At 72.3% G+C, this 23,605-nt stretch carries 23 protein-coding genes; 13 read left to right on the top strand and 10 right to left on the bottom strand.

Translation table 11 applies throughout. The annotated features are described in order from the left end of the window. Nucleotides 1-10 precede the first annotated feature (10 nt). Nucleotides 11-604, top strand: coding sequence for a 4Fe-4S single cluster domain-containing protein (locus ACQPY0_RS47115; protein ID WP_432976410.1), 594 nt, complete (start codon nt 11-13; stop codon nt 602-604). 48 nt (nt 605-652) lie between these two features. Here the strand turns inward: ACQPY0_RS47115 and ACQPY0_RS47110 are convergent, their stop codons facing one another. Genes ACQPY0_RS47110 through ACQPY0_RS47095 form a run of 4 tightly spaced genes read right to left on the bottom strand, consistent with a single transcriptional unit; the run spans nt 653 to nt 4,475 of the window. Further along, complete coding sequence (locus ACQPY0_RS47110) at nt 653-1,267, bottom strand: LutC/YkgG family protein (protein ID WP_432976407.1); 615 nt, start codon at nt 1,265-1,267, stop codon at nt 653-655. Beyond that, on the bottom strand, nt 1,264-2,709 hold the full coding sequence (locus tag ACQPY0_RS47105; protein WP_432976404.1) for a LutB/LldF family L-lactate oxidation iron-sulfur protein: 1,446 nt from the start codon (nt 2,707-2,709) through the stop codon (nt 1,264-1,266). Before ACQPY0_RS47105 ends, ACQPY0_RS47110 begins: the two co-directional genes overlap by 4 nt. Continuing rightward, a complete protein-coding gene (locus ACQPY0_RS47100; RefSeq protein ID WP_432976401.1) occupies nt 2,706-3,431 on the bottom strand; it encodes a (Fe-S)-binding protein in 726 nt (241 codons plus the stop codon). The genes ACQPY0_RS47105 and ACQPY0_RS47100 overlap by 4 nt, the downstream gene beginning before the upstream one ends. Nucleotides 3,432-3,434: 3 nt before the next feature. Then, complete coding sequence (locus tag ACQPY0_RS47095) at nt 3,435-4,475, bottom strand: LacI family DNA-binding transcriptional regulator (protein ID WP_432976398.1); 1,041 nt, start codon at nt 4,473-4,475, stop codon at nt 3,435-3,437. Between the two features lie 177 nt (nt 4,476-4,652). Here ACQPY0_RS47095 and ACQPY0_RS47090 point away from each other — a divergent pair, with 177 nt between their 5' ends. Genes ACQPY0_RS47090 through ACQPY0_RS47055 form a run of 8 tightly spaced genes read left to right on the top strand, consistent with a single transcriptional unit; the run spans nt 4,653 to nt 14,125 of the window. After that, nucleotides 4,653-6,137 carry a sugar ABC transporter ATP-binding protein gene (locus ACQPY0_RS47090; protein ID WP_432976395.1) on the top strand — a complete coding sequence of 495 codons (1,485 nt, stop codon included), beginning with the start codon at nt 4,653-4,655 and terminating at the stop codon, nt 6,135-6,137. Beyond that, the gene (locus ACQPY0_RS47085; protein ID WP_432976392.1) at nt 6,134-7,162 is read left to right on the top strand and encodes an ABC transporter permease; all 1,029 of its coding nucleotides are present in this window, start codon (nt 6,134-6,136) and stop codon (nt 7,160-7,162) included. Before ACQPY0_RS47090 ends, ACQPY0_RS47085 begins: the two co-directional genes overlap by 4 nt. After that, nucleotides 7,159-8,133, top strand: coding sequence for an ABC transporter permease (locus ACQPY0_RS47080; RefSeq protein ID WP_432976389.1), 975 nt, complete (start codon nt 7,159-7,161; stop codon nt 8,131-8,133). Before ACQPY0_RS47085 ends, ACQPY0_RS47080 begins: the two co-directional genes overlap by 4 nt. Nucleotides 8,134-8,188: 55 nt before the next feature. Then, nucleotides 8,189-9,238, top strand: a complete 1,050-nt coding sequence (gene rhaS / locus ACQPY0_RS47075) for a rhamnose ABC transporter substrate-binding protein (RefSeq protein ID WP_432976386.1) — start codon at nt 8,189-8,191, stop codon at nt 9,236-9,238. Nucleotides 9,239-9,262: 24 nt separating this feature from the next. Next, a complete protein-coding gene (locus ACQPY0_RS47070; protein ID WP_432976383.1) occupies nt 9,263-9,586 on the top strand; it encodes an L-rhamnose mutarotase in 324 nt (107 codons plus the stop codon). Further along, a complete protein-coding gene (gene rhaI / locus ACQPY0_RS47065) occupies nt 9,583-10,761 on the top strand; it encodes an L-rhamnose isomerase (RefSeq protein ID WP_432976380.1) in 1,179 nt (392 codons plus the stop codon). The genes ACQPY0_RS47070 and rhaI overlap by 4 nt, the downstream gene beginning before the upstream one ends. Beyond that, nucleotides 10,758-12,767: a bifunctional aldolase/short-chain dehydrogenase gene (locus tag ACQPY0_RS47060; protein WP_432976377.1), complete on the top strand. Its 2,010-nt coding sequence runs from the start codon at nt 10,758-10,760 to the stop codon at nt 12,765-12,767. Before rhaI ends, ACQPY0_RS47060 begins: the two co-directional genes overlap by 4 nt. After that, nucleotides 12,764-14,125 carry a rhamnulokinase gene (locus ACQPY0_RS47055; protein ID WP_432976374.1) on the top strand — a complete coding sequence of 454 codons (1,362 nt, stop codon included), beginning with the start codon at nt 12,764-12,766 and terminating at the stop codon, nt 14,123-14,125. Before ACQPY0_RS47060 ends, ACQPY0_RS47055 begins: the two co-directional genes overlap by 4 nt. 71 nt (nt 14,126-14,196) lie before the next feature. Here the strand turns inward: ACQPY0_RS47055 and ACQPY0_RS47050 are convergent, their stop codons facing one another. The 5 genes from ACQPY0_RS47050 to ACQPY0_RS47030 all read right to left on the bottom strand — a co-directional run bounded on the left by ACQPY0_RS47050 (nt 14,197) and on the right by ACQPY0_RS47030 (nt 19,475). Beyond that, nucleotides 14,197-14,772: an HD domain-containing protein gene (locus ACQPY0_RS47050; RefSeq protein ID WP_432976371.1), complete on the bottom strand. Its 576-nt coding sequence runs from the start codon at nt 14,770-14,772 to the stop codon at nt 14,197-14,199. Beyond that, the gene (locus ACQPY0_RS47045; RefSeq protein ID WP_432976368.1) at nt 14,769-15,416 is read right to left on the bottom strand and encodes a 4'-phosphopantetheinyl transferase family protein; all 648 of its coding nucleotides are present in this window, start codon (nt 15,414-15,416) and stop codon (nt 14,769-14,771) included. Before ACQPY0_RS47045 ends, ACQPY0_RS47050 begins: the two co-directional genes overlap by 4 nt. 10 nt (nt 15,417-15,426) lie before the next feature. Then, nucleotides 15,427-16,467, bottom strand: coding sequence for a hypothetical protein (locus tag ACQPY0_RS47040; RefSeq protein ID WP_432976365.1), 1,041 nt, complete (start codon nt 16,465-16,467; stop codon nt 15,427-15,429). Between the two features lie 468 nt (nt 16,468-16,935). Then, nucleotides 16,936-18,330, bottom strand: a complete 1,395-nt coding sequence (locus tag ACQPY0_RS47035; RefSeq protein WP_432976362.1) for an FAD-dependent oxidoreductase — start codon at nt 18,328-18,330, stop codon at nt 16,936-16,938. Further along, complete coding sequence (locus ACQPY0_RS47030) at nt 18,327-19,475, bottom strand: polysaccharide pyruvyl transferase family protein (RefSeq protein ID WP_432976359.1); 1,149 nt, start codon at nt 19,473-19,475, stop codon at nt 18,327-18,329. Before ACQPY0_RS47030 ends, ACQPY0_RS47035 begins: the two co-directional genes overlap by 4 nt. A 77-nt stretch (nt 19,476-19,552) precedes the next feature. Between ACQPY0_RS47030 and ACQPY0_RS47025 the strand changes: the two genes are divergently transcribed. After that, nucleotides 19,553-20,569 (top strand): potassium channel family protein, encoded by a 1,017-nt coding sequence (locus tag ACQPY0_RS47025; protein ID WP_432976356.1) that lies wholly within the window; start codon nt 19,553-19,555, stop codon nt 20,567-20,569. Nucleotides 20,570-20,580: 11 nt separating this feature from the next. After that, nucleotides 20,581-21,117, top strand: a complete 537-nt coding sequence (locus tag ACQPY0_RS47020) for a hypothetical protein (protein ID WP_432976353.1) — start codon at nt 20,581-20,583, stop codon at nt 21,115-21,117. Between the two features lie 49 nt (nt 21,118-21,166). On the opposite strand, the gene ACQPY0_RS47015 is transcribed toward ACQPY0_RS47020, so the two are convergent. Then, nucleotides 21,167-21,412, bottom strand: a complete 246-nt coding sequence (locus ACQPY0_RS47015; protein WP_432976350.1) for a hypothetical protein — start codon at nt 21,410-21,412, stop codon at nt 21,167-21,169. Nucleotides 21,413-21,876: 464 nt separating this feature from the next. Between ACQPY0_RS47015 and ACQPY0_RS47010 the strand changes: the two genes are divergently transcribed. Continuing rightward, on the top strand, nt 21,877-22,263 hold the full coding sequence (locus ACQPY0_RS47010; protein ID WP_432976347.1) for a hypothetical protein: 387 nt from the start codon (nt 21,877-21,879) through the stop codon (nt 22,261-22,263). A 603-nt stretch (nt 22,264-22,866) separates the two neighbouring features. Beyond that, nucleotides 22,867-23,415: a sigma-70 family RNA polymerase sigma factor gene (locus tag ACQPY0_RS47005; protein WP_432976344.1), complete on the top strand. Its 549-nt coding sequence runs from the start codon at nt 22,867-22,869 to the stop codon at nt 23,413-23,415. Nucleotides 23,416-23,605 lie beyond the last annotated feature (190 nt).

The raw sequence follows: 23,605 nt of genomic DNA, 5'->3' as shown, positions 1-23,605 counted from the left end.
CGAGCGGACGGTGGCGGAGGGGCCGGGGGAGCGTACGGCCCTGTGGGTCCAGGGCTGCACCATCCGCTGCCCGGGCTGCTTCAACCCGCACCTGTGGACCTTCCGCGGCGGCGAGCCGGCCCCGACCCGGGCGGTCCTGGACCGGGTCCTGGCCGCGGGCACCGAGGGCCTGACCCTGCTCGGCGGCGAACCGTTCGACCACGCCGCCCCGCTCGCGGTGATCGCCGCGGGTGTGCGGGCGGCCGGCCGCTCGGTCATGACCTTCTCGGGCTACACCACCGCACAGCTGAACCGGGCCGTCCACAGTGGGCGAACCGACGTGGCCGCGCTGCTGGAGGCCACGGATCTGCTCATCGCCGGCCCGTACGTCGCGGCCCTCGTCGACCGCCACCGCCCTTGGGCCGGCTCGACCAACCAGGAGTTCGTCCAGCGCAGCGACCGTATCCGGGTGGCCGAGGCCGTCGCGACCCGGGACCGGCTGGAGATCACGGTCGCGCCCGACGGCGTCCTGTCGGTCAACGGCTGGGCCGACGACGAGACGCTGGACGCCCTCCTGCACGACCTGGGCCGCCCGCAACGGTCACGCACCGCTTTATCACGATAAAGGCGATATATCCGGCGCCGGAGGCGCCGGATATATCGGAAAAGCCAGTCACCGAACCAGGAACACGACCAGGGTCCGCGGCCCGTGCACGCCCTCCACGCGGTTCAGCTCGATGTCGCTCGTCGCCGAGGGGCCGCTGATCAGGGTGAGCGGCCGGGTGGGCGTGAGCCGGGCCAGCAGATCGGGCACGGACTGCACGACCTGGTCGGCCCGGACCACGCAGAAGTGGCGGTCGGGGACCAGCGATATCGCCCGGCGGCCCTGGTCCGGGGAGCCGTCCAGCGCGATCGTCCCGGTCTCCGCCACGGCCGCCGCGCAGCACGTCACGACGCCGGCGAACGTGTCCAGGCCGGGGGCGGACAGTGAACCGTCGTCCACCGTGGCGCCTGGAACCGCGAAGGGCAGGGACGGCGGCACGATCAGCGGGGACAGGCCGGCCACAGCGGTGGCCAGGTCCGTGGCGAGGGCGTCGGCGGAGGTCGGTACGACCGTCGCCTTGTAATCGAGCAGGCGATCCGTGAACAGCGCCAGCAGTTCGTCGGACCCCGGCGCCAGCGGGCCCGAGCGCCGGTAGTCGCGCGGCACCGCGGGCACGGTGGGGGAGGAGCCGAGGGCCGACCGGATGCGGGCCAGGACCACGGAGCGGGCGTCGGGTTCAGTCATCGCGCGCGCCACCATTCACGGAACGTCTGGGCCGGCGGCCGGGGCAGGTCCCGGCTCGCGGTCCACGCGGACAGCGGCGGCGGCAGCGACCCGATGCGGTCGCGGCGCCGGCCGAGCAGGCGCCCGAGCCGCATCAGCCGCTCGCCGGCGCGGAACCGGGCCGGGCGCCCCATCACCCACGACATCGCGGCCATCGCCACCGCCTCCGCCGACGGGCCGTGCTCCTCGACGTGCCGGGCCCGCAGATGCACGAGCATGGACGGGATGTCGATGCGCACTGGGCAGGCGTCGAAGCAGGCGCCGCAGAGGCTGGAGGCGTACGGCAGCGAGGCGTTGTCCTCCACCCCCGTCAGCTGCGGGCTCAGCACCGCGCCGATCGGGCCGGGGTAGACGGATCCGTACGCGTGGCCGCCGGTGCGCTCGTAGACCGGGCACACGTTGAGGCACGCGCTGCAGCGGATGCAGTGCAGGGCCGACCGGCCGGCCTCGTCGGCGAGGACGGCGGTGCGGCCGTTGTCGAGCAGGATCAGGTGGAAGTCCTGCGGGCCGTCGCCGGGGGTCACGCCGGTCCACAGCGACGTGTACGGGTTCATGCGCTCGCCGGTGGACGAGCGCGGCAGCAGCTGGAGGAAGACCTCCAGGTCGGTCCAGGCGGGAACGAGCTTCTCGATGCCCATCACCGTGATCAGCGTCCGCGGCAGGGTCAGGCACATGCGGCCGTTGCCCTCCGACTCGACCACGGCCAGGGTGCCGGTCTCGGCGACGGCGAAGTTGGCGCCCGACACGGCGACCTTCGCCGAGAGGAACTTGCGGCGCAGGTGCTCGCGGGCGGCCATGGCCAGCCGGCGAGGATCGTCGGTGAGATCCGGGGGCGCGCCCTGCATGGAGCGCAGGAAGATGTCGCGGATCTCGGTGCGGTTGCGGTGGATCGCCGGGACGAGGATGTGCGAGGGCCGGTCGTGGCCGAGCTGGACGATGAGCTCGGCGAGGTCAGTCTCCCAGGCGGCGATGCCCTGCGCCTCCAGGGCCTCGTTGAGCCCGATCTCCTGGGTCGCCATCGATTTGACCTTCACGACCTCGTCGGCGCCGGCCGCGCGGACGAGGCCGGCGACGATGGCGTTGGCCTCGTTGGCGTCGCGGGCCCAGTGCACGGTGCCGCCGCGGGCGGTGACCTGCTCCTCCAGCTGGGCGAGCAGCTCGGGCAGGCGGGCCATGGTCGAGGCCTTCAGCGCCTCGCCGGCGCGGCGCAGCTCCTCCCAGTCCGGCACCTCGCCGACGACCGCGGCCCGCTTGGCCCGGATCGTGCGGGTGGCGTGGCCGAGGTTGCGCCGCAGCTGCTCGTTGCCCAGCGCCGTGCGGGCGGCGACGGGGAAGGGCTCGTCGCCGCGCAGCTGCCCGACCCCGCGCGGGGCCACTTCGGGCATTCCCAGAAAGGTGCTCATGTCGAGGCCAGAATCTCCGCGAGGTGTACGGGACGAGCCTGCACCGACAGCCGCGACAATCCGCCGCCGATGTGCATCAGGCAGGACGAGTCCCCGGCCGAGACGACGTCGGCGGAGGTGGACAGCACGTTGCGCAGCTTGTCGGCGAGCATCGCGGCCGAGGTGTCGGCGTTCTTGAGCGCGAAGGTCCCCCCGAAGCCGCAGCACTGCTCGGCGTCGGGCAGCTCGACGAGGTCGATGCCGCGGACCGCCCGCAGCAGCCGCAGCGGCCGGTCGCCGACGCGCAGCATGCGCAGCGAGTGGCAGGTCGGGTGGTAGGTGACCCGGTGCGGGTAGTGCGCGCCGACGTCGGTCACCCCGAGCACGTCGACCAGGAACTCCGACAGCTCGTAGGTGCGCCGGGCGACCTCGCCGGCCCGGGCCGCGAGCTGGCGCTTGCCGGCGCGCTCGGCGACCGCCGCGTGCTGGTGGCGCACGGAACCCACGCACGAACCCGAGGGCGCCACGATCGCGTCATAGGGCTCGAACGTGCGCATGTGGTGCTCGACGAGGCTGAGGGCCTGTTTCTGGTATCCCGTGTTGACGTGCATCTGCCCGCAGCAGGTCTGCGCCTCGGGGAACACGACCTCGTTCCCCAGCCGCTCCAGCAGCGTCACCGTGGCCTTGCCGACCTGCGGGAACATCGCGTCGGCGAGGCAGGTGACGAACAGCGCGACGCGCACAGGTCATCGCCCCTTCCGGGCCGGTCCACGCCGGCCGCGCGGGCGGGCGCTGGACTCGCGGACGATCAGTTCGGGCTGGAAGACCACGTGCCGGTGCTCGTGGCGGCCGTCGTCCTCGATCTCCTCGAGCAGCAGCGCCGCCGCCGTGCGGCCGAGCTGTTCGCGGGGCTGCCGCACCGAGCTTAACGGCACGGCGGCGGCCGCGGCGAACTCGATGTCGTCGTAGCCGACGATGGCGACGTCCTGCGGCGCCCGCAGGCCGCGCTGCGTCATCTCCTGCAGCACGCCGAGGGCGAGCAGGTCGTTGGCGCAGAAGACGGCCGTCGGCCGTTGCCCGGGTGGTCGGGAGGCGATCTGCGTGGCGGCCGCGCGGCCCGAGGCCACGGTGAGGTTCGGCGTCGGTACGACGGACAGCTCGGCCTTGCCCTCGACGGCCTCGGCCACCCCGGCGTGCCGGTCGTGGACCTGGGCGATCGACATGGGGCCGCCGACGAAGGCGATGTGCTGGTGGTCCTGCTCGACGAGGTGCTCGCCGGCGAGCCGGCCGCCGAGGACGTCGTCGACCGCCACCGAGCAGCGGCTGTGCCGGCCCGAGCCGCGGTCGACCAGCACCACCGGGGTGCCGCGCTGGATGAGCTGCTCCAGCCGCGAGTTCGGCGACTCGTCCACCGGTGTGATGAGCACGCCCCGCACCCGCTGCTCCTCCAGCAGCTCCAGGTGCCGCTGCTCGCGGTTGGCGTCCTCGCCGCTGTTGCACACCACGACCATCACGCCGTGGTCCTCGGCGGCGGCCTCCGCGCCCCGGACGACGTCGGTGAAGAACGGGTTGGTCACGTCGAGCACCACCAGCGCGATCTGCCGGCTCTGCCCGGCCCGCAGCTGCCGCGCCGAGTCGTTGCGCACGTAGCCGAGCTCGGCGATCGCATCCAGGACGCGCTGCCGGGTGGTCGTGGCGACGAGCTCGGGGCGGTTGAGGACGTTGCTGACGGTGCCGATGGAAACACCGGCCCGTCGCGCGACCTCTTTGATGCCGGTGGTGGACATCTATCTCCTGAAACGTGTAAAGCCCGGGGCGCGGGCAGGCGCCGCGTCCGGTGTATCAAATCGGTAACGCGATGCAAAGCCTTGACGGGGTCAAGGCTTTGCTTCTACCGTCACTCTAACCAGTCCATGAAACGTTTCACAAGCAGTGCGCAGTCGCGAACCGTCAAGGGAGGTCCGGTGCTCGTTCTCGAGGGCATCAGCAAGTCCTTCGGCGCCGTTGCCGCGCTGCGCGACGTGCACCTTGACCTGCGCGCCGGCGAGGCCCACGCGCTCGTCGGCGAGAACGGCGCCGGCAAGTCCACCCTGGTCAAGATCCTGGCCGGGGCGCACGCGCCGGATGCCGGGACGCTGCGCATGCACGGCGAGCCGCTGGTCCTGGGCAACCCCGCCGACGCCCGCGCGGCCGGCATCGCGGTCATCTACCAGGAGCCGACGCTCTTCGCCGACCTCTCGGTCGCCGAGAACATCTTCATGGGCCGCCAGCCGCGCAAGGGGCTGCGCCGCATCGACACCGCCGAGATGCGCCGCCGCGCCGCCGAGCTCTTCGCGCGCCTCGGCGTGCAGCTGGACCCCGACCGCCCGGCCCGCGGCCTGTCCATCGCCGACCAGCAGCTGGTCGAGATCGCCAAGGCGCTGTCGTTCGACGCCAGGGTGCTCGTCATGGACGAGCCGACCGCGGCCCTGTCCGGCGTCGAGGTCGAGCGCCTCTTCGCCGTCGCCCGCTCGCTGCGCGACGCCGGTGCCGCGGTCCTGTTCATCTCGCACCGCTTCGACGAGGTGTTCGCGCTGTGCCAGCGCATCACGGTCATGCGCGACGGCCGGTGGGTCTCCACCGACCCGGCCGGCGACCTGACCGTTGAGGAGGTCGTACGCCGGATGGTCGGCCGCGAGGTCGGCACCTTGTTCCCGAAGGAGCCGGCGACCATCGGCGAGCCGCGGCTGCAGGTGCGCGGCCTGACCCGCCAGGGCGCCTTCCACGACGTCGGCTTCACCGTCCACAGTGGAGAGATCGTGGCCCTGGCCGGGCTCGTCGGAGCCGGGCGCTCCGAGGTCATCCGGGCCGTCTTCGGCGTGGACCGGTACGAATCGGGCGAGGTCCTCGTCGACGGCAAGCCCCTGCGCCGCGGCAGCGCCGGCGCGGCCATCGCCGCCGGCCTGGCGCTGGTGCCGGAGGACCGTCGCCAGCAGGGCCTGGTGATGGAGTTGTCGGTCGAGCGCAACGCCACGCTGCCGCGGCGCTGGTCGTTGGCGAGCCTCGGCCTGCTCTTCGGCGCCGCCGAGCGCCGCTCCGCGAGCGAGTGGTCCGAACGCCTGCAGGTCAAGGCGGGCCGGCTCGGCGATTCGGTCTCCACGCTGTCGGGCGGCAACCAGCAGAAGGTCGTGCTGGCCAAGTGGCTGGCCACCCGGCCGCGCGTGCTCATCGTCGACGAGCCCACCCGCGGCATCGACGTGGGCACCAAGGCCGAGGTCCACCGGCTGCTCAGTCGCCTCGCGCAGGAGGGTGTCGCGGTCCTCATGGTCTCCAGCGAGCTGCCCGAGGTGCTCGGCATGGCCGACCGGGTCCTCGTGATGCACGAAGGGCGGCTCGTCGCCGACATCCCCCGCAGCCGAGCCGACGAGGAGTCCGTGATGCTCGCCGCCACCGGGCAGGGCGATCGATGAGCGCCGCAGCCACCGCCGCCCCGCCGCGCACGGCCCGGGCCACGCGCCTGACCCATCGGGTCTTCCTCGTGCGGGAACTGGGCATCCTCGTCGCGCTCGCGCTGCTCATCGGGGTCACCGCGATCACCAACCCGCGTTTCCTGTCCCAGCAGAGCGTCAAGGACCTGCTGCTCGGCGCGACGATCCTGGCGATCCTGGCCACCGGGCAGGCGATCGTCGTCATCACCGGCAACGTCGACCTCTCGGTCGGCTCGGTCCTCGGCCTGTCGGCGTTCGCGACCGGCACGCTGTTCCTCGACCACCCCGGCATCCCGATCCCGGTGGTGCTGGTGGCGGGCGCGGCACTCGGCGCGGTGTGCGGCGCGGTCAACGGCGCCCTCATCGCCGCCGCCCGGGTGCCGGCGCTCGTCGTCACGCTCGGCACGCTCTACGTCTTCCGCGGCATCGACTACCAGTGGGCCACCGGCAAGCAGATCAACGCCAAGGACATCCCGGTGTCGTTCCTGCACATGGGGACCTCGACGATCCTCGGGGTGCCGCTGCTGACGCTCTTCGCCCTCGTCGTCGTGCTCGCCGCCGGCTTCTTCCTGCGCTCCTACCGCAGCGGCCGCGAGCTGTACGCGATCGGCTCCGACCCCGCCGCGGCCCGCCTGTCCGGCATCGCGGTCGGCCGCCGCGTCTTCTTCGCGTTCGTCACCTGCGGCGCCCTGGCGGGCCTGGCCGGCGTGCTCTACGTGGCCCGCTTCGGCACCCTGGACGCCAACGCCGGGCTCGGCCAGGAGCTCAACGTCGTCGCCGCGGTCGTCGTCGGCGGCGTGGCGATCTTCGGCGGCAGCGGCTCGGTCTACGGCGCGGCCCTCGGCGCGATGCTGCTCAGCACCATCGGCAGCGCCCTGCCGGTGCTCGGCGTCACCCCGTTCTGGCAGCGGGCCGCGGTCGGCGCGCTGATCCTGGCGGCGATCGGCCTGGACCGCGCGCTGTCGGTTCGCGTCACGAAGAGCCTGCAGCGAGGGGTACACCAGTGAATGTCATCCGGCGGATCGGCTCCTGGGACCTGATCGTCCTGCTGGCACTGGTCCTGGTCGTGGTCATCGGCGCGGCGAGCATCGACGGCGTCGCCAGCCCGCGCTTCTGGCGGTTCGTGACGCTGGAGGTCATCCCGATCGCGCTCGTGGCCATGCCGCTCACGCTCGTCGTCATCACCGGCGAGATCGACCTGTCGGTGGCCAGCGTCATGGGCCTGACCTGCGCGGTCATGGGCAGCCTGTGGGCGCACGGGGTGAGCTCGCTGCCCCTGCTCATCGCTTTGTGCCTGGTGCTCGGCGCGGTGCTGGGCGCGGTCAACGGCCTGTTCGTGACCGTCTTCGGCCTGCCCTCGCTCGCCGTCACGATCGGGACCCTGGCGCTGTACCGCGGCCTGGCCTACGTCGTGCTCGGCGACAAGGCGGTCGCGGACTACCCGATCTCCTGGACCAGCAAGGCGATCAGCCCGATCCCGGGGCTCACCATCCCGTGGGCCGTCATCGTCGTCGCCGTCCTCGCGGTCGTCTTCGCCGTGGTCCTGCACGCCACGCCGATCGGCCGCGGCCTCTACGCCATGGGTAACAACGCCGAGGCGGCCCGCTTCGCCGGGGTCGCCGTCGGCCGCACCAAGTTCTGGCTCTTCGTCACCACGGGCGCGATGTCCGCGCTCGCCGGGGTGTTCTGGACCTTCCGCTACGCCAGCGCCCGCGCGGACAACGCCAACGGCCTGGAGCTCGCGGTGGTCGCGGCGGTGCTCCTCGGCGGCGTGTCCATCTTCGGCGGCCGCGGCGGCCTGCTCGGCGTCATCGGCGCGGTCGTGCTGCTCAGCACGCTGCGCAACGCGCTGCAGCTGGCCTCCGTGCCGCAGAACACGCTCACCATCGTCACCGGCTCCCTGCTCATCGCCTCGGTCGTCGGACCGAACGTCGTCGCCATGGCGCGCGAGCGCCTCCGCCGGCGACGGCCAGCATAAGACGTTCTGCCCGACGCCCTTTCTGCCCGCACCTCACTGAAAGGATTCAACCCCGATGAGAGGTAAGATCCTTGCGGCCGTCGTCGCGACCGCGCTCGCGTTCAGCACGACGGCCTGCGCCGAGGACTCGTCCACGTCGACCGACAACGGCGGCGGGGACTCGGGTAACGGCACCATCAAGAGCGGCCTCAAGGTCGCGTTCCTGCCCAAGCAGGTCAACAACCCGTACTTCGACACCTCCGACAACAAGGGCGGCAAGGTCGCCGTCGAGGAGTTCAAGGGAACGTACAGCGAGACCGGCCCGTCGGAGGCGAGCCCCTCGGCGCAGGTCAGCTACATCAACACGCTGTCGCAGCAGGGCGCGAAGGTCATCGCCGTCTCCGCCAACGACAAGGACGCCATCTGCGGCGCGCTGAACGAGGCACGGCAGGCCGGCGCCAAGGTCGTCACCTACGACTCCGACACCAAGCCCGAGTGCCGCGACCTGTTCATCAACCAGGCCAGCACCGAGGGCATCGCGAAGATCCAGGTCAAGCTCATCTCCGACGCGATCGGCCCGGACGGCGGCGAGATCGCGATCCTGTCGGCCACGGCGAACGCGACCAACCAGAACGCCTGGATCGAGCAGATGAAGACCGAGCTGGCCAAGCCGGAGTACGGCAAGCTCAAGCTCGTCGACACCGTCTACGGCGACGACGACGACCAGAAGTCGTTCCAGGAGGCCCAGGGCCTGCTGGCCAAGCACCCCAACCTCAAGGGCATCATCTCGCCGACCACGGTCGGCGTCGCCGCCGCCGCGCGTTACCTGTCCGGCTCGACGTACAAGGGCAAGGTCCAGCTCACCGGCCTCGGCACGCCGAACCAGATGAAGGCGTACGTCAAGGACGGCACCGTCAAGGCCTTCGCGCTGTGGAACCCGGCGGACCTGGGCTACCTCGCCGCGTACGCCGGCGCCTCGCTCGCCTCGGGCCTCATCAAGGGCAAGGAGGGCGACAAGTTCAAGGCCGGCAAGCTCGGCGAGTTCACGGTCGGCAAGGACGGCACGGTCCTGCTCGGCGACCCGTACACCTTCAAGGCCGACAACATCGACCAGTTCAACTTCTAGAAGTTCTTCGCTGAGGAGTATGGCGTGCGCCGCGTCTGTTTCACGCTGCAGGTCAAGCCGGAGCGGCTGGAGGAGTACCGGCGCCGCCATGCCCAGGTCTGGCCGGAGATGCTCGTCGCCCTGCGCGACGCCGGCTGGCACGAGTACCAACTCTTTCTTCGCGACGACGGCCTGCTGGTCGGCACCCTGCTGACCGACGACCTGGCCGCCGCGCAGGGCGCCATGGACGCCACCGAGGTGTCCGCGCGCTGGGAAGCGCAGATGGCGCAGTTCTTCACCCACGGACGGCATCCTGCCGTCCTCGACGAGGTGTTCAACCTGGAGCACCAGCTTGGAGCAATGCAATGACTGAGCTCGCGCCGCAGACGCGGGCGCGTGTCGCGGCGGCACTGCGCGACCAGCGGATCGAGACCGCGTCCTGGGCGTTCGGCAACTCGGGCACGCGGTTCAAGGTGTTCGCGCAGGAAGGCGTGCCCCGAGACCCGTACGAGAAGCTCGCCGACGCCGCCCAGGTGCACCGCTTCACCGGCGTCGCCCCGTCCGTGGCGCTGCACATCCCGTGGGACCTCGTCGAAAACTACGCCGACCTGGCCCGGCACGCCTCCGAGCTCGGCGTGCGGGTCGGCACCATCAACGCCAACGTGTTCCAGGACGACGACTACAAGCTCGGCAGCGTCACCAACCCCGACCCGGGCGTGCGGCGCAAGGCGATCGGGCACCTGCTGGAGTGCGTCGAGGTGATGGACCGCACCGGGTCGCGCGACCTGAAGCTGTGGTTCTCCGACGGCACCAACTACCCGGGCCAGGACGACGTGCGCACCCGGCAGGACCGCCTCGCCGCGGCCCTGGCGGAGACCTACGAGCGCCTCGGCGAGCACCAGCGGATGCTGCTGGAGTACAAGCTCTTCGAGCCGGCGTTCTACCTGACCGACGTGCCCGACTGGGGCACGGCGTACGCCCACTGCACGGCCCTCGGCGAGCGCGCCCAGGTCGTCATCGACACCGGTCACCACGCCCCGGGCACCAACATCGAGTTCATCGTCGCGATGCTGCTGCGCACCGGCAAGCTCGGCGGCTTCGACTTCAACTCCCGCTTCTACGCCGACGACGACCTCATGGTCGGCGCCGCGGACCCGTTCCAGCTCTTCCGCATCATGCACGAGATCGTCCTGGCCGACGCGCTGTCGGGGCAGGGGATCGCATTCATGCTCGACCAGTGCCACAACATCGAACCCAAGATCCAGGCGGTGATTCGCTCCGTGCTCAACGTCCAGGAGGCGACAGCCAAGGCGCTGCTCGTCGACCACACCGCGCTGCGGGCCGCGCAGGACGCCGGTGACGTGCTCGGCGCCAACGAGGTGCTGATGGACGCGTACAACACCGACGTGCGGCCGCTGCTGCGCTCGGTACGCGAGGATATGGGGCTCGACCCCGACCCGATCGGGGCGTACAAGCGCTCCGGGTACCTTGCCGAGATCGTGGCCGAGCGCGTCGGCGGCACCCAGGCCGGGTGGGGCGCGTGACCTCCCCACAGGATCTCATCGCGCGGTCGAACCGGCTCGGAGCGGACCCGCGCAACACCAACTACGCCGGCGGCAACACGTCGGCCAAGGGCACCGACACGGACCCGGTCACCGGTGGCCCGGTCGAGCTGCTGTGGGTCAAGGGCTCGGGCGGCGACCTCGGCACGCTGCGGCCCGAGGGCCTCGCCGTGCTGCGGCTGGACCGGCTGCGGGCGCTCGTCGACGTGTACCCGGGGGTCGAGCGCGAGGACGAGATGGTCGCCGCGTTCGACTACTGCCTGCACGGCCGGGGCGGGGCGGCCCCGTCGATCGACACCGCGATGCACGGCCTGGTCGAGGCCGCGCACGTCGACCACCTCCACCCCGACGCGGGCATCGCCCTGGCCACGGCGGCGGACGGCCCGGCGCTGACCAAGGAGTGCTTCGGCGACCGGGTCGTCTGGGTGCCGTGGCGCCGCCCGGGCTTCCAGCTGGGCCTGGACATCGCCGCGGTCCAGCGCGCGAACCCGCAGGCCATCGGCGTGATCCTCGGCGGCCACGGCATCACGGCGTGGGGCGCCACCTCCGAGGAGTGCGAACGCCACTCGCTCGAGATCATCGCCACCGCGACGCGCTTCCTCGCCGAACGCGGCCGCCCCGAGCCGTTCGGCGCGAGCGTCGTGCCCGTGCTGGACGCCGCCGCCCGGCGGGCTGAGGCCGCTCGGCTGATGCCCCTGCTGCGTGGGCTGGCGTCGACCGACCGGCCCCAGGTCGGCCACTTCCGGGACGATGACGTCGTTCTGGACTTCGTGGGATCGGCGCAGATGCCCCGGCTGGCGGCGCTCGGGACCTCGTGCCCCGATCACTTCCTGCGGACCAAGGTGCGCCCCATGGTGCTGGAGCCGGGCCGCGGCACCGAGGAGTCGATCCGGGAGTTGCACGCGGCGTATCGGGCCGACTACGCCACCTACTACGACCGGCACGCCACCCCTGACTCGCCGCCGATGCGCGGCGCGGACCCGGCGATCGTGCTCGTCCCCGGCGTCGGGATGTTCTCCTTCGGCGCCAACAAGCAGACCGCGCGGGTCGCGGGGGAGTTCTACGTCAACGCGATCAACGTGATGCGCGGCGCCGAGTCCGTGTCGAGCTACGCGCCGATCGACGAGGCGGAGAAGTTCCGCATCGAGTACTGGGCCCTGGAGGAGGCGAAGCTGCGGCGCATGCCCAAGCCGAAGCCCCTCGCCACCCGGATCGCGCTGGTCACCGGCGGCGGGTCGGGCATCGGGCGGGCGATCGCCCTGCGGCTGGCCGCCGAGGGGGCGTGCGTCGTCGTCGCCGACCGGGACGCCGACGCCGCCGCGCGTGTAGCCGGCGAGATCGGCGGGGCCGATGTCGCGATACCGGTGACCGTCGACGTCACCGACGAGAACGCGGTGCGGGCCGCCGTCGACGCGGCCGTGCTCGCGTTCGGCGGGGTCGACCTCGTCGTCAACAACGCCGGGCTGTCGGTGTCCAAGCCGCTGCTGGCGACCAGCGTCGCCGACTGGGACCTGCAGCACGACGTGATGGCGCGCGGCTCGTTCCTGGTCGCCCGCGAGGCCGCCCGGGCCATGATCGCCCAGGGGCTCGGCGGGGACATCGTGTACATCGCGAGCAAGAACTCGGTGTTCGCTGGGCCGAACAACGTGGCGTACGGCGCGACCAAGGCCGACCAGGCCCACCAGGTCCGGCTGCTGGCCGCCGAGCTCGGCGAGCACGGCATCCGCGTCAACGGCGTCAACCCCGACGGCGTCGTGCGCGGCTCCGGCATCTTCGCCTCCGGCTGGGGCGCCCAGCGCGCCGCGGTCTACGGCGTGCCGGAGTCGGAACTCGGCGCCTACTACGCGCAGCGGACGCTGCTGAAGCGCGAGGTGCTGCCCGAGCACGTGGCGAACGCGGTCTTCGTCCTCACCGCCGGCGAGCTGTCCCACACCACGGGCCTGCACATCCCGGTCGACGCCGGCGTCGCGGCGGCGTTCCTGAGATGAGGATCGCGGCCGTTGACCTGGGTGCGTCGAACGGGCGCGTGATCGTCGCCGACGTGTCGTCCGGGGCGATCACGTTCTCGGAGGTCGCGCGGTTCGCCAACGAGCCGGTGCGCGTCGGCGGCACGCTGCACTGGGACATCCTCGCGCTGTTCCGCGGCGTGCTCGACGGGCTGGCGGCCGCCGGACCGCTCGACTCCGTCGGGATCGACTCGTGGGCCGTCGACTACGGGCTCCTCGACGCCGACGGTGTGCTGCTGGGCAACCCCGTCCACTACCGCGACACGCGGACGGACGGGGTGGCCGCGCGGTTCGACGGCTACGCGCTGTACCAGGCCTCCGGCATCGCCACGCTGCCGTTCAACACGATCTTCCAGCTGGCCGCGGCCCGGGGCAGCGCCCAGCTGGAGGCGGCGCGCACGCTGCTGCTCATCCCGGATCTGCTGTCGTACTGGCTGACCGGGACCCTCGGCACCGAGGTGACGAACGCGTCGACGACCGGCCTGCTCGCCGCCGGCGGCGCGGGCTGGTCGCCGGCGATGCTGGCGCTGGCCGGGGTGCCGCAGTCGCTGCTGGCACCCCTTCGCGCGCCCGGCTCCTCCGCCGGGACCGTCAAGGCTTCACTCGGGGTGTCCGCCGGCACCCCGGTCACCGTCGTCGGGTCGCACGACACGGCGTCAGCGGTGGCCGGGGTGCCCGGCGAGGGTGACTTCGCCTACATCTCCTGCGGCACCTGGTCCCTCGTCGGCGTCGAGCTGTCCGCGCCCGTGCTGACCCGCGACTCCTACGAGGCCGGGTTCACCAACGAGATCGGGGTCGACGGGTCCGTACGATATCTGCGCAACGTCATGGGCCTCTGGCTGTTGCAGGAGTGCATGCGCTCCTGGGACGTGCCGCTGGCCGACCTGCTGGCGGGGGCCGCCGCGGCGCCCGCCGGGCGCAGCGTCATCGACGCGACCGATCCGGTGTTCCTCGCTCCCGGGGACATGCCGGCGCGGATCGCCTCCGCCTGCCGGGCCCTGTCGCAGCCGGTGCCCTCCAACCCGGTCGAGATGACCCGCTGCATTCTCGACTCCCTGGCGCTGGCCTATCGGCGGGCCATCGACGATGCCCGGCGGCTGGCCGGGGTGTCGGTCGACGTGGTCCACATGGTCGGGGGCGGGGCGCAGAACTCGTTGCTGTGCCAGCTCACCGCCGACGCCTGTGGGCTGCCGGTGCTGGCCGGGCCCGTCGAGGCCGGGGCGTTGGGGAACATCCTGGTGCAGGCGCGGGCGCTGGGGGTGGTAGATCCGGATTTGTCGGGCATGCGGGGGTTGCTGCGGGCGACTCAGCCTCTTGTGCGGTACGACCCGCGCGTTTAGGCGTTCTTGTCGTACGCGTGCGGTACGGTGGCCTCATGGTTAGAACGGATGTTCTAGATCATGAGCGTTTTTCAGATCGGGAACCGGTTCTGAAAGGCCAGCCGCTCGTCGGCCCCGTCGGCGAGCCGGGTCAGTTCGTCGTCGAGGCGCATGTAGACGGCCCAGACCGGCTCGCCGAGGGCTCCGGCGACGACCTGCGCGACCTTCTCCTCGAGGCCGGCCTCGCGCCGCCCCTTCCAGACCTTGTCGGCGAGCGTGACGAGCAGTTCGTCGAGGGTGGCCTGGTCCCGGTCCCATCGCGCGTGCAGGGCGGTGAAGCGGGCCAGCCGCCGCTCGACGCCCAGCTCGGCGAGGAGCCGCTCCCCGGCCGGCTCGTGCTGTGCACCGGCCCCCGACAGCTCCTGGGGGAAGTGGACCTTGCCGACGTCGTGGGTGGCCGCCCCGAAGAGCACAGCCTCCCGGTCGACCTGGACGCCCTGACCCTCGACCCAGACGACGATCTCTACGGCGACGTCGTGCACGGCCCGCAGATGGGCACCGAGCCGCGCCGGCGCGGCCAGCCGCCGCAGCAGCCGCGCCACATCCCCCGGCAGCGCGCGTAGCCCCGGCTCGGCCAGCGCCCGCTCCAGCGCGTTCCCCGCGCTCAAGCCGTCACCACCCCCGCACTGCGGACCAGGCCGGGGGCCACGTGAAACCGTCCCTGGAACACCTCGGGCGCTCCGGGCGTCCGGGCCAGCCGCTTCGCCCCGATCCGCGCCTCGAACGCTCCCGCCTCGACGTCGATCGTCAGATGCGCGTCGTGGAAGTCGAGCCAGGTCCCGACGATCGGCGACCACAGCTTGTAGACGACCTCCTTCGCGGAGAAGAACACCGCCGGCCACCAGTCCTCGCCGGGCCGCTGCGCGCACCACGCCAACTCCTCCGGCAGGCAGATCGTGGCCCGGATGTTCTGCGGCAGAATCGTCCGCCGCTCGGCGTCGATCCCGACGGCCTGCACGCGCGCGCTGAGCCCGACGGCCGCCGCGCAGTAGCCGGCGGTGTGCGTGATGCTCCCGGTGACCCCGTCGGGCCAGCGCGGCGCCCGGTTCTCCGCCGAGGTCAGCGGCCAGCCGTGCACCCCGACCCGCCCGAGCGCCCGGCGCGCGCACGCTCGCCCGGCGGCGAACTCCCGCCGCCGGCTGGCCACCGCCCGGGCGCTGAGTGCCGCCTCCTCCTCGGGCAGCAGCGCGGCGGTGTAATCGTCTTCTTCCGCGACCTCGACGGCCACCCACTCCGGCAACAGGTCCCGCACCCGAGCGACTCTAACCGCCGGTTCGTGTCGCCGGTAGGAACAGCCCGCCGAGCACCGCGCCGGCGAGCGTCGTCAGCACGACGACCCCGCTCCACAGCTCCAGCGACCAGGCCACCCCGAGCGAGAACTCGATGCCGAGCAGGTGCGTCGCCCAGACCAGCGACGGCACGACCGCCCCGGCGGCGACCGGCACCAGACGCGCCTGCCGCACGGCGACCCACTGCACCACCAGATCGGCCACGACCGCCCCGACCAGCGGCCAGAGCTGCGCCGGAAGGTTCTCGAAGTCGTCGAACACCCCGTCGGGAACGGCCGCGGCGGCGACCACGAGCGTCACGAGCCCGACCGGCACCCGCCCGAGCCGGCTGCGGACGAACAGCACCGCGGTGACCATCAGCACCGTGAACGCCACGTACTGCGCCAGCCCGAACGACTGCGCGTTCTCGTATCCGCTCAGCGACGCGGGCGCATCGGTGAACGGCGAGAGATAACTGAGGAAGAACGCCGCCACCGCGGTGGCGCTGGTCGCGCTGATCAGCACCGGCCACGACCCGGCCATGACGTCCGTGCGCCGTCCGGCCTCGTCGTCGAAGCGCTGCTTGGCGGCCGCCGCCCGGATCGGCGTCGTGATCATCAGCATGCCCGCGGTCAGCAGCACCAGGTGCGGCGGGCTGAGCAGCGCCTCGAGACTGGCCTCGATCCCGAACGCGATGTGCCACGTCATGTCGCACACCCCGCCGACCGCGAACAGGATCGCGCCGAGCAGCCCCAGCCCGTACCCGGCCGGCATCCAGCCCGCCACCGGCTCCTCGGGCCGCCCGCGCCACAGCCGCCCTGGGACGAGCGCGATCGCCAGCGCGGCGTATCCGCTGTACAACACCCCGTGCCACGGCGTGAAGAACGTCTCGAGCTGGGGCACATGCGAGTGCGCCCACCCATCGAGAAAGAGCCCGCCCGCAAGCCAGACGGTCGCGAGCGCCACAAACAGGTCCCGCCGGTCGCTGGAGACCGGCCGGCCCACGGTCGTGCGGCCGGTGACAATGGCAGCCATCCATCGATCGTGGCGCATCAGGCCCGGGAACACAGCCCCGTTTCCCCGAACTGCCCCACCCGGGCGACCACTCCCACACCGCGAACAGCGGCACCGGGGTCCCCATCGACAGTGCGATTACGTCAAAGCCTCATGACCCGCGCAATTCGGGCGGCCCGTCTAGGGCGTCCGGCGTTCCCGGTGCGGGCGGTTGTGTCGGGGTGCCGCGATCCGGCCGCTCGGGCGGCCGGTCTTTGGTGGTCCGGGCGGTTCGGTCCGCTTGGGCGCCCGCCGTTCCCGGTGCGGGCGGTTGTGTCGGGGTTCCACGATCCGGCCTGCTCGGGCGACACTTCTTCCGGCCGCGGGTGGTGGCGTTGCCTTGGCCGCCCTCGCCGTGCTGCGCAAGCAGGCCGGGCTGACCTTCCATGCGGCGCAGCAGGTGGGCCCGGGCTTCAGCGTCCATCGGCCCGCCGCGTCGAGGTTCGGGCGTCAGCTCGGGAGGCTCGCGCCCTGCGCGCGCAGGACGCGCTGGACCTGCTCCGGTGGGACCTCGCGGGGCGGCTTGCCCAGGCGGGCCGCCAGCGCCGCGCAGACGCCCGCGGCCTGGCCGGTCGCCATCGAGATGGGCATGATGCGGTACGAGCTGTGCGCGACATGGTCGCCGGAGATGCATCGGCCCGCCACCAGCAGGCCGTCGGTGTCGCGGGGGAGCAGTGCGCGCAGCGGGATGTCGTAGGAGCAGCCCTGCGGCAGCCGGCGCAGGATCGTGCCGGGGCCGTTGGGATTGTGGATGTCGACCGGGTAGGCGCCCCGGGCGATCACGTCGTCGAACGAGCGCGCGCTCAGCACGTCCTCGCCCGTCAGCTGGTAGTCGCCCAGCACCCGGCGCGTCTCCCGGACGCCGATCTGCACGCCGCTCTGGATGACGTACGACTCCGCGAAGCCCGGCACCCGGTCGTGCAGGAACCGCGCGATCTGCGCCAGCTGCCGGTGGGTCGTCAGCTCCGCCCGGGTCAGGTCCCACACGCTGATGCCGAGCCCGCCGACGCGCGTCGAGTTGACCGAAACCTCGTCCGGGTGCGGGGTCGCGAAGAACAGGATGTCCTCGCGCGGCAGGTCCAGCTCGCCCGCGTCGCGCGCCTGGCGGATGAGGTCCCACAGCCCGTGTACTCCTCTCCACTGGTCGGGGTTCTCGTGCACGTATTCGAGGAAAGCCGCCCGGTCGAAGTTGCCGACGCGGAACATCAGCGTCATCGGCTGGGTCAGGCCGTCCTCGGGGCGGCCGATCTCGTAGGGCGCGCCGGACGCCGCCGCGAGATCGCCGTCGCCGGTGCAGTCCACGACGACGTCGGCGTCCAGCACGACGGGGCCGGACTTGGTCTCGAACACGCAACGTGAACCCCCGCCGGGCAGCGTCGCGCGATCCGAGGCGAAGGCGTGCAGCAGGAGACGAACACCGCAGCCGTGCAGCATGTCGTAGGCGACAAGCTTGAAGAGCTCGGGATCGAAGGGAACGGTGTAACCAGTGCTCGGGTCCGGTGGGATGGCGCCCCGGACGCGGACCAGTCGGTCGAGCAGGGTCCACAGTACACCCGCCACAACCGGCTCACCTTCCCCATGATCGGTCGGTAGCAGACGGTTATCTTCGCCGGCCACGGCCTGCTTGACCTCGTTGTGGAAGCTCATCAGCGGCATGACCAGGGCGGCCGTGGCGTTGCCGCCGAGGAATCCGTAGCGCTCGACGAGGATGACCTCGGCCCCGGCCGCCGCGGCGCCCATCGCCGCGCCCAGCCCGGCCGGCCCGCCGCCCACGACGAGCACCTCGGTCCGCCCGCCGTGCGTGGCCGTTCGCGGCGGAAGCTGTACCCTGTCCAGCTCGCTCATGCGCTCACCACCGGCTCGGGCACGCCCACCGGGGCCAGGCGGTCCAGCTGCGCGCCGAGGCGTCGCCCGGTCTCCGTCGCGCGCTGCCGCAGCCCGGCGACCCGCGCGGCGATCTCCTCGCGGCGCTGTGGCCGTTCGTCCCACAATCGGTCGACCTGGGCGATCAGCGGCCCGGCGGCCTCCCGCACGACGCCGCGGGGCACGGGCGCGCCGATGCGCTGCGCGAAGTCGAAGACCTTGCCGGCGTACGGCAGCGCCAGAACGGGTACACCTGATAAGGCCGCGAACATGAGGAAGTGCAGGCGCATGCCGACTGCCATGTCCAGATGGCGCATGAGGTCGAGGATCTGTCCGGGCCGGAACTGCCCGTTGAGCACCCGGCAGTGCTCCGCCGCCGTCATCCGCGACAGCACCGCGTGCGAGTGCCGAATGTCCGAGCGCTCCATCGGCACGAAGAGCAGCGCCGCGTCGAGCCGGTGCACGATGAAGTCGCCGACCTGGGCGAGCAGTTGGTGGTACTCGTCGGCGTCCAGGTGCTGCGCCGCGCGGCCCGGCTCGCGCACGCTCATCCCGACCACCCGCCGCTCGGGCGGCAGTGAGCCGTTCAGCACGGCCGGGTCGAACTCCTCCGGCTGCAGCAGCAGGGCCGGGTCCGCGGTCACGGTGACCGGCGCCGTCACCCCGGCCTCCTCCAGCGCGACCTTCGACTCCTCGTCGCGGACGGTCACTTCGACGGCCGCGGCGAGCGTCTCACGCGCCATCGTGCAGTCGAGATCCTCGGTCAGCGGGCCGGCGCCGAGCGCGTAGGCGAAGACGGGGACGCGCTGCTCCTGAGCGGTGCGTACGACGCGCAGATATCGGCGCGCCTCGGTGTCGTACAGGATGCCGCCACCGCCGAGGACGAGCAGGTCGAGGCGGGAGAGGGCCTCCGCGGTACGTTCGCGTCCGACGCCTTCCCACGGCGCGACCGCAACGTTCGGGTGCTCCCGGGCCGTGTGCTGCGGGTCACGCGAGAAGACCAGCACCTCCGCGTCCGGGCGCCTGATCTGAAGATCGGCGAGGATGCTGGCCAGGATGGCCTCGTCGCCGAGGTTGCATCCGCCGTACGAGCCCAGGACGCCGACCCGGGGACCGATTTCGGACATGACGCGCCTCCCGTTCGCCGGATGGCGGGCACTACCCACGAGCGAAACTGTCACACCCGAGCCTTATGGTGGATTTCGTGATCCACCTTCCGGCTGTACGGCGCGGGCCGCTGCGAGCCATCAGTGCCCGCCTCGGCTTCGCCGTCGCGCTGGTGTGCGCGATCGTGGTCGTGATTTTCATCGACCGTGACGGATATCGTGACGTCAACGAGGACGGCCTGTCGCTGCTCGACTGCTTCTACTACGCGGTCGTGACACTGTCGACGACCGGCTACGGCGACATCACCCCGATCTCGCAGTCGGCCCGGCTGGTCAACATCCTGGTCATCACACCGGCCCGCGTGCTGTTCCTGATCATCCTGGTCGGCACCACCCTCGAAGTCCTGACCGAGCAGTACCGCACCAACCTCAGGTTGCAGCGGTGGAGGAAACGCGTGAAGAAGCACGTCATCGTGTGCGGCTACGGCACCAAGGGCCGTGCGGCCGTCAGCACCCTGCTGGAGAACGGATTCGACAAGACCAGCGTCGTGGTCGTCGAGAACGACCGCGCGGCGCTGCGCCAGGCGACCTCCGACGGCCTGGTCTGCGTCGAGGGTTCGGCCACCCGCTCGTCCATCCTGGTCGAGGCCCGCGTCCAGGAGGCCAAGGCCGTCATCATCGCCACCGACAGCGACGACGCGTCGGTCCTGGTCACCCTGACCGTCCGCCAGCTGACCGCCGGCAAGGTGTCCATCATCGCGGCCGTGCGCGAGGCCGAGAACGCGCCGCTGCTGCGCCAGTCCGGCGCCCACCACGTCATCGTGTCCTCCGCCACCGCCGGTCGGCTGCTCGGCCTGTCGACCACAGCCCCGCCGCTGATCGAGGTCGTCGAGGACCTGCTCACGCCCGGCCAGGGCATGGCGCTGGCGATGCGCTCCGCCCGCCGCGACGAGGTCGGCTCCTCGCCCCGCGAGCTCACCGAGCTCGTGATCGCCCTGTTCCGCCGCGGCAAGGTCCTCTCCCTGGCCGACCCGGAGGGCACCGCCATCCAGACCGGCGACATGATCGTCTATGTCCGCGACGACCGTCCGGAGTCGATCCCGGCCATGCCGTAGGGTTGCCGAGCGTGGCGGCGCGCATCGGAACCCTCCTGGCCACGGTGGCGCTGCTCCTGCTGCTGACGCCGACGGCCGCCCAGGCCCACGGCGGCGCCGACGTGACGATCCACACCGACGGCCACGGCTCGGTGTGGATCACCGCCCAGTGGCAGGACGGCCACCCGATCAGCGAGCCCACCCAGGTCACCCTGACCGCGACGGGCGACACCACCACACTGCCCGCGTCGGCACTACGCCAGACGGGCGACGAGCGCGGCACCCAGACGTACAGCGGCACCCTGGCCCCGGGCGCCTGGCGCGTGTCGATCGACCTGGCCGCCCCGGTCAACGGCCACTGCCAGGCCCTGATCCAGTCCGCACCCGAAAGCGCGCCCCCCCACCCGGCCGAGATCGCCTGCCTGATCCCAGCCACGGCGCCAACGCCAGCCGAGCCCCCCGAACCGGCCTCGAACGGCAGCCTGACGCCCTTGTGGTTCACCCTGGCCGCCCTGGCGACAGCCGCCACGGCCATGGCGGTCTACCTACACCGCCGCCGTCGCCCCTGACCCACCGCCACGTCCCGTAGCCGCCATCACCGCCGGCCGTTTCCCCAGCTCAGCGGTTTTTGTCGTACCCCTGTTCTAGGTTCTTGTCATGGGCGAGGTGCTGACCGGGATCTCCGATTCGGAGCGGCGTGTTCGGTTGGATGCGATGCTGGCCGAGAGCCGTCGTCGTGTGGCCCACCGTCGCGCGGTTCGTGCCGAGTTCGCTGAGGCTCGCCGTCGTGGTTTGGAGGCGCGTCATGCCGAGCGGCTGGCCCGCTTGGACGCCGAGGCCCGCACTGCTGAGATCAGCGCTCATTGGGCTGAACAGGATGCCCGAGCCGCCCGCCGCCGTTCTCTAGCCACCCAACCCGGGTCGGGCCGTCTGCCGGCTCAGCCTGATTCGGGCTGTCCGCCGACCCAGTCCGACTCCCGCCGTCCGGCCACGCCGTCCAACCCCCGCTGTCCGGCCGCTCAGCCCGACCCGCGCTCCGATCCGTCCGCGTCCACCCCGCCCAGACCGTCTCGCCCTCTCGACGTTGCCACCCCACCGGCACAGCCCCCACCGCCGACAGTTCGTACGCAGTCGCCGAGGCCATCACCGCCGCCGATGTCCCGCGCACCATCACCAGAGCCTTCGCCAAGGCCTACGCCGTCGCCGCGTTCCCAGCCCGCACCGACGCCACTGCACCCCCGACCGGACCAGTCCCCGCACCCTCAGCCGGACCAGTCCCCGTGCCCCCAGCCGGTCCAGTCACCGCGTTCCCGGCCTGTCCAATCAGCGTGCTGCCGATCCGTAGCGTCACCACCATCGCAACGACCGAGCCGTTGCGGCGCCGCCGCGCCACCCCCGCCGCAGCGGCGATCGAGTCGTTGCAGCGCCGCCGCGTCGCCGCTCACCGCTCCGGCATCCGCCACCGGGAGGGCCGCCGCACCGGCGAATTCTTCGCCAGCCCCGCCGCAGCGGCGATCGAGTCGTTGCAGCGCCGCCGCGTCGCCGCTCACCGCCCCGGCACTCGCCACCGGGAGGGCCGCCGCACCGGCGCATCCCTCGCCCCCGCCGAGCTCCCCTCCGGCCCGGTGGCCATGTGCTTCACCCTGGCCGCATTCACCGCGTCATCCGCACGCCCAATCTCGCCGGTCGTCGCCGTCGCCCGCCAGACGACCTGAAGGCGGCCGCTGGACACGCGGCTCGACAACATCACCACGACCGACCCTGGGCCTGGAGATCCCCGCGTTCGTCGCCACGGGTGGCAGGAGCCGAGCAGGAGCGGGAGCACGGTCCCCGCCGACGTGACCGTAATGTCGCCACCGGGCGGAGCCGAGGCCCCGCCGTCGCCCTGGTCGCCGAACCGGCCACCCGGCGCCGCCCGTCACCCGGCGCCGCCCGTCACCCGGCGCCGCCCGCCACCGGCGTCACAGACTAGCCACTTGGCGTCACGGACCGATGTGAGCCCAGACCATGCTGCGAGCCCAGACTGCGTGGTTCGGCCCTGGATGGGGCGGCTTGTGGCCGGCGGAATGGGTCCGGCGGAGCCGGGTGGTTCGACAGGGCCGAGTGTGCTGCCTGCGACTCCGTCTCGGCTCGCACGGTCGGCGGGGCTCGGCAGGCGCTCGCCTGCGGGCGGCTGCCGCTGGCCCGGCCGGGCCCGCCTGTTTCCTGTCCCCGAGGACTCGACGGTCGTGGCTTCGGCCCCGGGGGTCGGTGCCGCGCGGGGACCGCCTGGCGAGGCGGAGGGAGGCCTCTCAGGGTGGGACGCTAGGCTCGCTGCCGTGACTGGTGACGCCAACGGCGAGGTGGATGCGGCGACGCGGGCGTTGCTGGCTGCCCGGAGCGGCGATGAGCGGGCCGCGGCCGCGTTCGTGCGGGCCACCCAGGCGGAGGTTTGGCGGTTCGTGGCGGCGCTGGTGGGGGTGGCGCTGGCCGATGACGTGACGCAGGACACTTACCTGCGGGCCTTCCGGGCGCTGCCGGAGTTCGCTGGGCGGTCCTCGGCGCGCACCTGGGTGCTGGCCATCGCTCGGCGGGCGTGTGCCGACCAGGTGCGGGCGGCCGTGCGGGCCCGGCGGCTCGAGGCGCGGGTCGTGGCCGAGCCGGCCCCGCTCACCGACCAGGACCACGCCGGGCTGCATGCCACGAGCGCGTTGGTCGCGGCGCTGCCGGCCGAGCGGCGGGTGGCGTTCGTGCTTACGCAGGTGCTCGGTGTGTCCTACGCGGAGGCCGCCGAGATCGAGGACGTTCCGGTCGGGACCATCCGGTCGCGGGTGGCGCGTGCCCGGGCCGACCTGGTCGCGGCGATCGCCGCCGCCCGGGCCGGCTGAGAGTGCCTGCCTACGGGCCGAGGTCACGGCCGCAGGCGCGACCGGTGCGCGGTCGGGACTTGGCGCCGCGGTTGGGGGCGGCTGACGGCCACGGGCCGCGGCCCTGTTGACGAGCGCGAGCCGAGCAGCAGCGCTCCCAACGGCCGTCCAGCCTGATGGCGGCTGCCCGGCCTGATGGCTGCGCCCAGGC

It is taken from the genome of Dactylosporangium sp. CA-233914 (assembly GCF_050942935.1).
GTDB lineage: Bacteria > Actinomycetota > Actinomycetes > Mycobacteriales > Micromonosporaceae > Dactylosporangium.
This window is presented reverse-complemented; position numbering and strand designations above follow the sequence as displayed.

What these genes read in the sequence shown, in the direction of transcription:
- ACQPY0_RS47110 (WP_432976407.1), bottom strand. Translation starts at nt 1,267, where the DNA reads ATGACTGAACCCGACGCCCGCTCCGTGGTCCTGGCCCGCATCCGGTCG.
- ACQPY0_RS47105 (WP_432976404.1), bottom strand. Translation starts at nt 2,709, where the DNA reads ATGAGCACCTTTCTGGGAATGCCCGAAGTGGCCCCGCGCGGGGTCGGG.
- ACQPY0_RS47095 (WP_432976398.1), bottom strand. Translation starts at nt 4,475, where the DNA reads ATGTCCACCACCGGCATCAAAGAGGTCGCGCGACGGGCCGGTGTTTCC.
- ACQPY0_RS47085 (WP_432976392.1), top strand. Translation starts at nt 6,134, where the DNA reads ATGAGCGCCGCAGCCACCGCCGCCCCGCCGCGCACGGCCCGGGCCACG.
- rhaS (WP_432976386.1), top strand. Translation starts at nt 8,189, where the DNA reads ATGAGAGGTAAGATCCTTGCGGCCGTCGTCGCGACCGCGCTCGCGTTC.
- rhaI (WP_432976380.1), top strand. Translation starts at nt 9,583, where the DNA reads ATGACTGAGCTCGCGCCGCAGACGCGGGCGCGTGTCGCGGCGGCACTG.
- ACQPY0_RS47055 (WP_432976374.1), top strand. Translation starts at nt 12,764, where the DNA reads ATGAGGATCGCGGCCGTTGACCTGGGTGCGTCGAACGGGCGCGTGATC.
- ACQPY0_RS47040 (WP_432976365.1), bottom strand. Translation starts at nt 16,467, where the DNA reads ATGGCTGCCATTGTCACCGGCCGCACGACCGTGGGCCGGCCGGTCTCC.
- ACQPY0_RS47035 (WP_432976362.1), bottom strand. Translation starts at nt 18,330, where the DNA reads ATGAGCGAGCTGGACAGGGTACAGCTTCCGCCGCGAACGGCCACGCAC.
- ACQPY0_RS47030 (WP_432976359.1), bottom strand. Translation starts at nt 19,475, where the DNA reads ATGTCCGAAATCGGTCCCCGGGTCGGCGTCCTGGGCTCGTACGGCGGA.
- ACQPY0_RS47015 (WP_432976350.1), bottom strand. Translation starts at nt 21,412, where the DNA reads ATGAGCGCTGATCTCAGCAGTGCGGGCCTCGGCGTCCAAGCGGGCCAG.